This window comes from Bacillus sp. NPDC060175 (genome assembly GCF_042728695.1).
Classification (GTDB): Bacteria; Bacillota; Bacilli; order Bacillales; family Bacillaceae_G; genus Bacillus_A.
Window position 1 is genome coordinate 1 of record NZ_JBHWYR010000049.1, and the last position, 12,304, is coordinate 12,304.

Annotated in this window: 11 protein-coding genes and 1 pseudogene; 10 read left to right on the forward strand and 2 right to left on the reverse strand. The window is 34.3% G+C overall.

All coding sequences use genetic code 11. The annotated features are described in order from the left end of the window. Window positions 1-88: 88 nt before the first annotated feature. Window positions 89-1,336: a DUF4153 domain-containing protein gene (locus ACFWDE_RS21270; protein ID WP_377894572.1), complete on the forward strand. Its 1,248-nt coding sequence runs from the start codon at window positions 89-91 to the stop codon at window positions 1,334-1,336. A gap of 130 nt (window positions 1,337-1,466) precedes the next feature. Here the strand turns inward: ACFWDE_RS21270 and ACFWDE_RS21275 are convergent, their stop codons facing one another. Continuing rightward, window positions 1,467-2,432, reverse strand: a complete 966-nt coding sequence (locus ACFWDE_RS21275; RefSeq protein ID WP_377894531.1) for an arsenic resistance protein — start codon at window positions 2,430-2,432, stop codon at window positions 1,467-1,469. Between the two features lie 293 nt (window positions 2,433-2,725). On the opposite strand from ACFWDE_RS21275, the gene ACFWDE_RS21280 reads away from it, so the two are divergent. The 7 genes and pseudogenes from ACFWDE_RS21280 (at window position 2,726) to ACFWDE_RS21310 (ending at window position 9,756) form a co-directional block, all read left to right on the forward strand. Then, complete coding sequence (locus tag ACFWDE_RS21280) at window positions 2,726-3,418, forward strand: FMN-dependent NADH-azoreductase (RefSeq protein WP_002148771.1); 693 nt, start codon at window positions 2,726-2,728, stop codon at window positions 3,416-3,418. Window positions 3,419-3,656: 238 nt separating this feature from the next. After that, entirely contained in the window at window positions 3,657-5,015 is a 1,359-nt protein-coding gene (gene brnQ / locus ACFWDE_RS21285; RefSeq protein WP_377894533.1) for a branched-chain amino acid transport system II carrier protein, read from the forward strand. Window positions 5,016-5,099: 84 nt separating this feature from the next. After that, window positions 5,100-5,519 carry a VOC family protein gene (locus tag ACFWDE_RS21290; RefSeq protein ID WP_085310475.1) on the forward strand — a complete coding sequence of 140 codons (420 nt, stop codon included), beginning with the start codon at window positions 5,100-5,102 and terminating at the stop codon, window positions 5,517-5,519. Window positions 5,520-5,827: 308 nt separating this feature from the next. After that, window positions 5,828-6,841, forward strand: a complete 1,014-nt coding sequence (locus ACFWDE_RS21295; RefSeq protein WP_377894536.1) for a CgeB family protein — start codon at window positions 5,828-5,830, stop codon at window positions 6,839-6,841. A 60-nt stretch (window positions 6,842-6,901) separates the two neighbouring features. Continuing rightward, window positions 6,902-7,009 (forward strand): annotated as a pseudogene (locus tag ACFWDE_RS21300) (glyoxalase); the annotation flags it as partial. Between the two features lie 443 nt (window positions 7,010-7,452). Beyond that, window positions 7,453-9,102, forward strand: a complete 1,650-nt coding sequence (locus ACFWDE_RS21305) for a copper resistance CopC/CopD family protein (RefSeq protein WP_377894537.1) — start codon at window positions 7,453-7,455, stop codon at window positions 9,100-9,102. A 33-nt stretch (window positions 9,103-9,135) separates the two neighbouring features. Beyond that, window positions 9,136-9,756, forward strand: coding sequence for a YcnI family copper-binding membrane protein (locus tag ACFWDE_RS21310; protein WP_377894538.1), 621 nt, complete (start codon window positions 9,136-9,138; stop codon window positions 9,754-9,756). 46 nt (window positions 9,757-9,802) lie between these two features. On the opposite strand, the gene ACFWDE_RS21315 is transcribed toward ACFWDE_RS21310, so the two are convergent. Further along, window positions 9,803-10,708, reverse strand: a complete 906-nt coding sequence (locus tag ACFWDE_RS21315; RefSeq protein WP_002148757.1) for a DMT family transporter — start codon at window positions 10,706-10,708, stop codon at window positions 9,803-9,805. Between the two features lie 97 nt (window positions 10,709-10,805). Here ACFWDE_RS21315 and ACFWDE_RS21320 point away from each other — a divergent pair, with 97 nt between their 5' ends. Beyond that, window positions 10,806-11,675: a LysR family transcriptional regulator gene (locus tag ACFWDE_RS21320; RefSeq protein ID WP_377894539.1), complete on the forward strand. Its 870-nt coding sequence runs from the start codon at window positions 10,806-10,808 to the stop codon at window positions 11,673-11,675. Window positions 11,676-11,795: 120 nt separating this feature from the next. After that, entirely contained in the window at window positions 11,796-12,227 is a 432-nt protein-coding gene (locus tag ACFWDE_RS21325) for an Rrf2 family transcriptional regulator (RefSeq protein ID WP_002148752.1), read from the forward strand. Window positions 12,228-12,304 lie beyond the last annotated feature (77 nt).

Genomic DNA, 12,304 nt, shown 5'->3' on the forward strand with positions numbered 1-12,304 from the left:
ATTTTATATTAAAATCATAATAAATAAGAGAGGTGCTTTTTATGGAAAAGGTAACAACGTTGTTTTTAAAATTAGAGGAGGTATAACTATGGACATTAACAATTTGATTGTTGAAAATATTGATAACCCTCATGAGTTGGAGAGAATGTATAGAAAAGACCCGAAAGCCTTTAAAAAGTCATTCTCACAAGCATGGGACCAAAACCCGGATTCTCAGGTTCTAGGTGCTTGGTATGAAAGGTTGCATTTTAAGGAGATGGCAAATACAGAAAAAAAATCTTTGTTTCAAAAAGGTTTCTTATTTATGGGCATTCTAGCTATTCTAGCCGGGTTAAGCACCAGAATCATTTTCCACTTTGTCGAACAGGAAGCAATTGCTCCGATTAACCTGGCTTTTGGTATAATTCCCTTTATTGCTGCCTATTTTGTTTACAATAATACTCCGAAAAAAAGTGTTATTTATTCCCTTGCAGCGTTGTTCCTAATTTCTGGGCTTTATCTTAATATGCTGCCATTAAATTATAAAGACAGTATTATCCTTGCTTATTTCCACCTTCCTATATTCTTATGGGTAGTGGTAGGGCTTGCGTTTACAGGAAATGAATATTCAAAAGGCAGTACAAGATTAGCTTATATTAAATTTAATTTGGAATATTGTATTCTCTACGCCAGCATGGCAGTTAGCGGAATGATACTAGCAGTATTAACCATGCAGTTATTTAGGTTTGTTGACTTGAATATAGAAGACTTCTATTTTAGTAATGTTGTTTTATTTGGTGCTGCCGCTCTTGCTATTGTGGCTGCATACCTGGTATCAATGAATCTGAAACTTGCTAAGAATATTACACCATATATAGCTAAAATTTTTAGTCCTCTTGTCCTGATCACATTGTTGCTCTATCTAATAACGGTTATATGGGTCGGAAAAAATCCATTCTTGGACCGCAATTTCCTGATAGTCTTCAACGGAATACTCCTTGGTGTATTGGCCGTTACCATATTTTCCATTATCGAGAGCGACTCAGACGAGAAAAAGAACATTTCAGATTATATAAATTTTGCCTTAATTGTTCTTGCGCTTATCGTTGACAGTGTGGCTTTGTCAGCCATCGTGTTCAGACTTTCTTCTTATGGGATTACGCCTAATAGACTTGCTGTTTTAGGAGTAAACATACTTATTTGGGCAAATCTAATTTGGATTATGCTCTCCTATATGCGTTTTCTACAAAACAAATCCGGACCTTCAGCTATCCAAGATGCTGTTACGAAGTATTTGCCAATCTACGGACTTTGGGCAGCGTTCGTTATATTTACTTTTCCTATAATTTTTAATTAGAAAGGATCTGTTAATATAACGAAAAGTCAATCTTCTATAACGTATAAAATCTTTAGAGCCGATAATTCAATTTTGCATTTATAGAATTTCTCGACAATAAAAAAACGTCCCAAAGTGGGACGTTTTTTTATTATGCGTATTGCTGCTTTTTCTTAATAAGCAACAACACTTGTGAAACACAAGCAAGTACTGGCAACTCAATCAACGGTCCGATAACGAGTGCAAGTGCGATAAGAGGCTCGTCTGGAAAAGCAGTCACAGCAATAGCGAGCGCAACAGGCGAGTTTCTTGCTAATGTTGTTAAGCTTAAACTTACTGTATCTTTATAAGATAAATGCAGGATGCGCCCGATAAATTGTCCTAGTAAAAAATTAATGATGAAGAACAATAGAACAGGAATGAGTAATAATAAAACAACATTCATATTTTGGAGTAAATATTTACCTTGTGATGCAAACATCGCTACAATTGCCAAACTTAAAAATACAATTTGAGCAGAGCTGAAAAACGGAATAATTTTATTCTCGAGTGTTTCAGCTTTTTTCATTTTATTCATAATGAATTTTGTAGCATGTGCAAGTAAAAATGGTAAGACAATTACGATAACGATACTTTCTACTAAAACAGAAAACGCTACAGTCTTCATTACACCGGCAAATAAAAATAAATATACGGGTAGCAATAATACTTGTAAAATTAAATTTACAGGCAAAATTGCTGTGGAAAGTGCTACGTTTCCTTTCGCTATTTCAGTAAATATTAAGTACCAATCTGTACATGGAGTAACCATTAACATAATAAAGCCAACCCAAAGTGCTGGGTGATCTGAAAGAAATAACGCGCCTAATCCCCAAGCGAGAAAAGGTGTCCATATAAAGTTAATACCTAGGCTTGTTCCGGCGAATTTTAAATTGCGAAATCCGTTTTTAATTTCTTTCAATGGGATGATTAGGAATAATCCATATAGCATGAAAAATAAGAAGGGGACAATAAATTTGTCTGAATACATATGTATGATATTAAATTGTCCGAGTACAATGCCGCATGTAACAGCAAAAAGAATAATAAAAGTTTGAATCTTTTCTATAGTGCTCATGAATAAATCCTTTCTAAATATAAATTTCCCTCTCTAAGTTTATTATACAAGTAATAAAGTTGTATTGGCTGTTTAATTGTATTTTAGTTATTGTTTTTAATCCGAGATGTTATATTTAATTAAAAGTTACTTGACTAAAGTAAGTGGCTATATTACAATCACTTACATAAGGTAATTAAATAATAAAAAGTTTTAGGTTCCTTAAATGAAGGTATCTATTGGAACTTTTTCTTAGAATAAGAATTTTTATGATGATGAATAATGAATATGAAAAGAAAGATTAGGTGAAGAAAATGGGATTATTTAGCTCATTATTTGGTAAAAAAGAAGAAATTACGAAAGTAGAGGAGAATAAAACAATGTCAAAAGTATTATTTGTAAGAGCAAACGATCGTCCAGCGGAGCAAGCAATTAGTTCAAAAATGTATGAAACATTTGTAAGTACTTATAAAGAAGCGAACCCAAATACAGAAATTACAGAGTTAGATTTATTTGCATTAGATCTTCCTTATTACGGAAATATCGCAATTTCAGGTGGATATAAACGTAGTCAAGGAATGGAGTTAACAGCTGAAGAAGAGAAGGCCGTTGCTACAGTAGATCAATATTTAAATCAGTTTTTAGAAGCTGATAAAGTTGTATTTGCGTTCCCATTATGGAACTTCACAGTACCCGCACCATTAATCACATATATTTCATACCTTTCTCAAGCCGGAAAAACGTTTAAATATACAGCGAATGGTCCAGAAGGTTTAGCTGGTGATAAGAAAGTAGTTGTACTAGGTGCTCGTGGTTCAGATTACTCTTCAGAGCAAATGGCTCCTATGGAAATGGCAGTTAATTATGTAACAACTGTACTTGGATTCTGGGGAATTACAAATCCAGAGACAGTTGTAATTGAAGGACACAATCAATATCCAGATCGCTCACAACAAATTGTTGAAGAAGGTTTAGAAAACGTTAAAAAAGTAGCTGCGAAATTTTAATTAATGATAGTAAATGGAAAAACCAACATGGATGACCATGTTGGTTTTTTAGTCTATATTCTATGTTAAAAAATGTATATTTATAAAGTAAAAGAAAAGTTTGAAAATAGTATTGCAAAATATTATATATCAAACTATAATGAGTTCAAGAATAGTTAATACTTAAATTAAATATTCAGAAAATTCAATTAGTTAAAATTGGAAAATGAGATAAGGAAATTTGAATGGGGGTTATATTATGGCGAATAAAGTACCGTTTTCGTTCATAGTAGTTATTGGATTAATGTTGTTTGCACTATTTTTTGGAGCAGGGAATTTAATATTCCCAGCGATGCTTGGTCAATCGGCAGGCGAAAATGTTTGGATTGCTAACGCTGGATTTTTAGTAACAGGAGTGGGGTTGCCACTACTTGGTGTATTAGCATTTGGGATTTCAGGTAAAGACGATTTACAGTCATTGGCAGGTCGTGCTCACCCAGTATTCGGGATTGTGTTTACAACAGTTTTATACTTAGCGATCGGTCCGTTATTTGCAATACCAAGAACGGGTAATGTTTCTTATGAAATTGGTCTTAAGCCGTTCATGCCAGAGGGGTTAGGTTCTACACCTTTAATTCTTTTTACAATTATATTCTTTAGCATCACTTGTTTTTTTTCGCTAAATCCTGCGAAAATTGTCGATATTGTTGGAAAAATATTAACGCCAATTAAATTGACATTCATCGGTATTTTAGTAGTCGTTGCTTTTATTAATCCGATTGGAGAAATGCAAGCACCAGTTGAAGGATATACATCACATGCATTTTTCAAAGGATTCCAAGAAGGATACTTAACAATGGATACGCTCGCATCATTCGTATTCGGAATCATCATCATTAATGCAATTAAAGAAAAAGGTGCGAAAACGAAAACACAAATTATGGTCGTTTGTGCAAAAGCGACAATCATTGCAGCATCTATTTTAGCAATTATCTATACAGCTCTTTCTTATATGGGAGCTTCAAGTGTTGCGAAGCTTGGACATTTAGAGAACGGCGGAGAAGTATTAGCGAAAGTTTCTAACTACTATTTCGGATCATATGGCGGAGTATTATTAGGGTTAATGATTACAGTTGCTTGTTTAACAACTAGTGTGGGACTTGTATCAGCATGTTCTTCATTCTTCCATAAGTTATTCCCAAATATTCCTTACAAAGCAATTGCAATCACGCTATGTGTATTTAGTGCAATTGTTGCAAACGTAGGATTAACACAATTAATCGCAGTTTCTGTTCCAGTATTAACAGCAATTTATCCGCTAGCAATCGTGCTGATTTTCTTAACATTCTTCCACTCGTTATTCAAAGGTAGAGCTGAAGTTTATCAAGTGAGCTTAATCGTAACATTTATCATCAGCTTATTTGATGGATTAAGTGCAGCTGGAGTTAACATTGAAGTGGTAAGCCAAGTGTTCACTAAATTCCTTCCGATGCAGGAAGTAGGATTAGGCTGGATCTTCCCAGCGATTATCGGTGGATTTATCGGATATGGCATTAGCGTTTTAAAAATGAAAAATCAAGTTCAACCAGCAGCTAGAGCAAATAAGAAAATAGGTTGAATTTAAAAAGTTATAGAATTTGATTCTATAACTTTTTTTGTTACTATTAATAATGAGAAAAAATAAAGTAGTAGGGGAAATAAAATGAAAAAAACAATTGATCATATCGGCATTGCAGTTCGAGATATAGATAGTACGATACATTTTTATGAAAAGGTTTTATCAGGAACTTTAATAGATCGATACGTAAGTGAAGCACCAGGTGTGGAAAGCGAAGTAGCTATTCTTGAAGTTGATGGTGATAGAATCGAATTACTTGCGCCAACGAATAATACAACTTCGCCAATAGCACGATTTATAAAGCAAAAAGGGAAAGGTGTCCATCACGTTGCGTATCGTGTAGATGATTTAGATGTAGCTTTAGAAGAATTAAAGGAACAAGGTATTCGAACGTTAGAACATACGCTTCGAATGAATAAACATGGTAGAAGGTTAATTTATCTTAACCCAGCGGATACGGAAGGGACAATTATTGAATATTGTGATTATCCGGAAGTGAAATAAAGGAAGTATATTTTTGTGAAAGGTGTTACGTACTAATGTAACGCCTTTTTATTTGTATACTTTTCAATATTTCGACGAAAGTATTTCGGAATGTTGAATATATATTATGAGAAGCTATCCACTATCCTGTAGGAGTGGGCATGATTTTTTTTAGTATTTGCGAGCAAATGGAGCCGACTATAGGCTAAGAAATCCTCATTTTGCACAGTAATATATGAAAGAAAAAGAGTGCTTTATAACCAACTATATATTTTATGCAATACGTATAATATAAATTGTGAATTTCATGTATTGGAGAGTGGTTATCTGTGGAGATTTCAAATAGTGCTGAAAATTTTAACGTATTATTTGTTACATCTAGTGTTCCTGTCTATTTTCCGGTGCTAGAGGAATCTATATATAATAGTTTGAAAAAGGCAATTCGTAATGTAACGATGGTAACATACGAAAACTTGGTGAAAACGGCTTTAAAGATAAAACCGGCACTCATTATTGTATTTCATGGTTTTGAAGAAGGGATAAGTAAGGGCATTCAAGATTTAAAACAATATAACTTTAAAACTGCACTCTGGCTTACAGATGACCCTTACTTTACAGATGTGACGAAAAACTTAGTGCTTGATTATGATTATGTGTTTACGCAAGATACAGGATGTATTGATTTTTATAAAGATTTAGGTTGTGATAATGTATATTATTTGCCTTTAGCAGCAGAACCTCCTGTATATACGCCGATACTTAGGGAAGAGGAATACATATTTGATATTAGTTTCATAGGGACTGCTTTTGATAATCGGCTCGCATTTATTGATTCAATTGCAGAGTACTTAGTGACTAAAAACACTCTAATTATAGGTTGTAATTGGGATAGACTAAAAAGTTATGAGTTATTGAAAGATAAAATTTTACTTTTACCATTTTTGGTTTACGAAAACAGTATAGAATATTACAAAAAAAGTAAAATCAACATGAATATACATCGCTCGATAGAGGATTTAACATTTAATAGAAATAGAGTAAAAGTAAATGCTTGTTCTATTAATAATCGTACATTCGAAATAGCTAGTACAGGTTCTTTTCAAATGACGGATATTCGTTCAGATTTAGAAAAGTGTTATATTCCAGGGGTACAAATTGAGACATTTACCTCAGCGGTTGATTTTATAGAGAAAGCTGAAAGATATTTATCGAACCCGGCACAAAGAAAGAAAATTGCGATGGAAGGGCTGAAGAGAACGCTAATCGAACATACATATGATAAAAGGGTACAACAGCTGTTGAAAATAATTGAAATGAACCCTAAAAAAGAAAATGAAATTTAAAAATAGGGAAAGAATGTGTTGAAACACAGCATATTTAAAGAACAAGGTATTTGAATGGAAGAGCATACACTTCGAATGAATAAGCAGGGTAGAAGATTAATTTATCTTAACCTAGCGGATACAGAGGGAACGATCATTAATTATTGTGATTATCCGGAAGAGAAGTAAAGGAAGTGTATTATGGAGAAAGGGTGTTGCGTAATAACGTAATACCTTTTTTATTTATCCCGCTATTTGTTGGCAATAAGATTCCCACTTCAAAAGTCGGAGAATGCGAGGGAGTTAGGTGGGAGATCGAATGCCCGTAAAAGTCCCACTGATTAAAGTTTCACTTTATGTATTTCACATTTTCTTCACAAATGATTCACGATAACTTTTCTTATGCGGGAGATAACATAAATATATTTTATGTTATAATAACAATCAGCTTTAAAAATATAAGTTATATATATGAAAGTAGTTACTATTATATTAGAAGTTCAGAGGTGAGGGGTAACTTAAGAGTCGAACTGTATAGAAATTTATACTTAATCAAGTTAACATTTTGCCCTGGATTCAAACTTGAGAAGTAAAAGTAATGAAAGTGTAGCAATGACGAAGAAAGAAGTGAAATGAGTGTGAAAGTAATGAGAAGGATAGGGACATGGCTATTAATTGCGTGCGTGTTGATCATATTGATACCAAAAAGCGCATCTGCTCATGCGTATGTTGTGAAATCAAACCCTACGGAAAATGAAAAGTTGAAGAAAGCACCATCTGTTGTGAAAATTGAATTCGATGAGGATATTCAAGTTTCACATTTTAATACATTGTACGTAAGAGATACCTCAGGTAAAAGAGTAGATTTAAAAGATGCTCATATTGATAAAAGAAATAAAAAATTATTAGAAGCTGGGTTAAAAGAGAATCTCCAAAATGGTCTCTACTCTATTCAGTGGAAAGTTATTTCAGCTGACGGACATCCAATTCAAGGGGTTATTCCGTTCCAGGTTGGATTAGCCGAATCGGGAGCAGAAGATGTACAAGTAGAAGAGATGGGGTATATCCCGCAGGTCGATATGATTATGGGACGTGGGATTCTATATACAAGCTTCGCACTATTTTTAGGAGTTCTATTCTTTAATCTTATTATGTATAAAGAGAATGCAATAGAAGTCCGATCGAGAAGTAAAAAGATAATTTGGATATCATTATTTGGTATATTCATTAGTTTACTATTCAATCTACCATTGCAAGCGAAAATAAATGCTGATGTTTCATGGTTAGAAGCATTCGATCCTTTATTATTAAAAGAAACATTACAGCTTTCTGTTTTTGGTTATGTATGGAAAACTCAAATGGTTCTTATTAGTATGCTTATGATTGTTACATATTTTGCGGTGAAGCGTGAGAAGCTTTCGTCGTTTAAAGTATGGAGCCTTCCAATTGTATTGTTTATTGGGTTACTCGTTATGAAAGCCTTTAATAGTCATGCATATGGTTCAAAGTTTAAAGATGTTGCTGTCGTTATGGATTTTCTACATTTATTCGCAGCGTCATTATGGATTGGTGGTCTATCATCGATTATTCTTCTTTTACGTAAAGAAGATGATAAGTGGACTAAGTATTGGGATGCGATTAAGCGTTTTTCACCATGGGCAACAGGTGCTGTTATTGTGCTATTAATAACGGGCCTTTTTAATAGCACATTTTTCATTCCTGCAATCCATTCCCTATTTGATACGAAGTATGGGTTAGCTTTATTAACAAAGATACTTTTATTCGTTTGCATGGGGATATTAGGGATTTTTCATTATGTGAAAGGGAGAATGGGAGCTCAGAAAAAACTAGGAGCTACGCTGAAAGTAGAGTTTATTGTCGGAATGATCGTTTTCGTAATCGTAGCCTTTATGACAAATGTACAAACCCCGCCGATGCCCCCTGCTGGACCATATACAGAGAGTAAGCAATTAGATAATGGCTATGAACTTACTCTAAATGTAAGTCCTAATAAGGTAGGACAAAATACATTCCATATTACTTTAAAGGATGAGAACGGACAGCCTGTTACTGATATGGAACAAATTGTATTGACGACTCAATCGTTAGATATGAATATGGGCAAAGGTTCATTTAAAGTTTCGGTAGTTACACCGGGAGAATATGAAACGGAAGGGATGTATATTAACATGACAGGAAACTGGAATATACATGTTCATGGATTAACAAAATCTCTTGATAGTTTCGATACAGATTTTAAATTTATTGTAGGCGGCAGATAAGCAGAAGTTATGTATGAAAAGGAGTAAAAGAAAATGAGACGTATAAAAAAATTAGGAACAACAATGATAGCGACAATAATTGCAATGGGGATTTTTTCGTTACCTGTTAGTGCTCACGTAACTGTGCAACCAGCAAATTCGGATGCTAACTCATGGGAAACCTACACAATAAAGGTACCAGTTGAAAAAAATGTGGCAACAACAAAAGTCACACTAAAAATACCGTCCGGCGTTGAGTTTCAACAGTATGAACCAGTGTCAGGATGGAAAGTGGAAGAGCAAAAAGATGGAGCTGGAAAAGTTAAAACTGTAGTATGGGAAGCGACAGGGGAAGGGATTTTATCTGGTCAGTTCCAACGATTTACTTTCGTTGCTAAAAACCCAGATAAAGAACAAAAAATAGCTTGGGATGCATATCAACAATATAAAGACGGAGAAATTGTTGAATGGACAGGCGATGAGAAAGCTGAAAAACCGCATTCAGTTACTACAATTGCAAAAGGTACGTCCTTAACTGGAGAACATGGAGAAGTATCTAGTGTGGGAAAAAATGAAGGTACAAGTAATATATCAACAATAGCAATTGTGTTATCAGTTTTAGCGATTGTATCTTCGGTGGGTACGTTTGTTTTTGTAGTACGTCGTAAAAAGTAAGGTATAAGAAAGAGCCTACAAGCAGTAGGCTCTTTTTCACGTTTATTTATTTCACTTCAACTTGCTGCCTTACAGCAAGTGTTTTCGGCTTTATATTCACAAAACAAATACTCACCACAATAAATAATAGTCCGATGAATAAGCTAATTGTAATGGCCTCATGTAAGAAAATTGAACTTACAATAATAGCGATAAGAGGGATAAGGAATGTATAAGCCCCAACTTTACTTGCCTCACCAGCTCCTACAAGTGTGAAGTAAGCAAGCCACCCCATTGCAATAACGAAGAATGAAATAAAGAGTAGTACACTTACAAATGGTATACTCCAAGCGATGTTAGACCAGCTCTCAAATTCTGAACCAAATCCGATTAAGCAAAATCCGCCAATAATAAGCTGAAGTGTTACCATCCAAATGGCATTAACGCGGTGTCCGGTTTTCTTAATAAATACTGTGCCGAGTGCCCAGCCGATAGCGCATCCTAAAGCAAGTAGTACACCGATAATAGAAATATGTCCAGTTAAACTACTAGAGCTAATAACCCCAACACCAATAAATCCAAGAATAAGTCCGAAAATTTTCAAGCCATACATTGCCTCTTCAAGCCAAATCCATGAGAAAATGCCGAGTAAGACAGGTTGGAGAAATACGATTGCGGAGAAGAGTCCGGCGGGCATGTATTGAAGTCCGACAGTTTGTAGTCCGTAAAACAAAATAATATTGAGTAAAGATGAAATAAAGTATAAATGCCAAGTTTCCTTTAAATTTAATTGTTTGTATTTCGGTAATGCGAAAATAAGTAAGATAAATCCTCCTATTAAAGTTCTAATCCCTGCAAAGAGTACGGGTGGTGTGTAATGCAGAGCGAATTTAGATAACGGCCAATTAATTCCCCACATAATAACGAGAAATGTAAGGATTATTGTCGCTTTAGTTCGAGAAAGCTGTGTCACTGTAAGACCTCCTTGTTGTAATTCATTTCCCTATGATATGATATCGAGTGTAATAAATAAAATGAATCTTTTTTATGGGGAGTATAAGTAATTAGTTATGACCATTACACAACTTCAAGTTTTAATTAAAACGGTTGAATTAGGAAGTTTTACGAAGGCTGCTGGGATGTTGAATATGACGCAACCAGCTGTAAGTCATGCAATTTCAAGCATTGAGTCAGAATTAGGGGTTACCATTCTTATACGTGATAAACGAAAAGGGCTAATCGTTACAGAGGTGGGAAACCGAATTCTTGTACATATTAGAGAAATTTTGAACGGTGTGGAGAAGATTGAGCAAGAAGTTGCGATGGAGAAGGGGCATGAAGTTGGAACGATTCGAATCGGGAGTTTTCCGAGTGCTTCAGCATATTTCTTACCTAAAATGATTAATATCTTTCGTGAAAAGTATCCGAATTTAGAATTAGTTCTTTGCGAAGGTACACTTAAAGAAGTAGAAGATTGGCTATTATCACGAGTAATTGATATCGGAATTGTTATTTTGCCTAATAAAGATATGGAGATCGTGCCCTTAACGAAGGGGAAAATGGTTGTTGTCTTAAGAGAGGATCATCCTTTGTGTAAGAAGAAATCTATTACAATAAGTGATTTAGAGAATGAACCAATCATATTATGTAAGGGTGGATATGAACCTCCCATTATTGATATGTTTAAACAAGCGAACGTACCACTTCGGGCTGAATATGTAATTTCGACAGTTACAACAGCTTTAAATATGATTCAAGAAGGATTGGGAATCGCAATTTTGGCTGAGTTATCTTTAACGAGTTTATCAAAGAATATACAAACGAGAGAATTGGAACCACAAGTATGGAGAGAAATTGCTTTAGCTGTTCCTTCATTAAAGGATTCTTCACTCGCTGTACAGCTATTTATTGAAGAATTCCAAGAGTTATTTGCAGAATAAAAAGAGGTGTCTCATATATCATAATGGGACACTTTTTTAATTTGCTTATAAAAAATCTATAAAAAGGATTGACTTATTTTTCGGTTGTAACTATAATGATTACATCGGGTGGTGATTACGATGAAAATTAGTAGCCGCTTTTCTATAGCTGTTCATATTTTATCTATTTTAAAAAACAATCCATCTTCAGTTTGCACTTCGGACTATATGGCCGAAAGTGTAAATACAAATCCGGTAGTCATTCGTAAAATAATGTCTTACTTGAAACAATCTGGATTTGTTTACGTAAATCGCGGACCAGGTGGCGCGGGATTATTAAAGGATTTACATGAAATCACATTGTTAGATGTGTACCATGCAGTGAATGTAGTAGAAGAAGACAAACTATTTCATTTTCACGAGCAACCGAATCCAGATTGCCCAATTGGAGCGAATATTCAAGCGGTGTTAGAAGTTATTTTAATTCAAGCACAATCCGCGATGGAAGAAGTTTTGAGAAATATTACGATGGGGCAGTTATTTGAATCTTTACAACAAAAAATGAATGCATAATATGATAATCGCAAGTCTCTAAAAGAGAATGCATATTTTTTTCTTAAAATTGTAACTGTTATGGTTACATCTGAAAA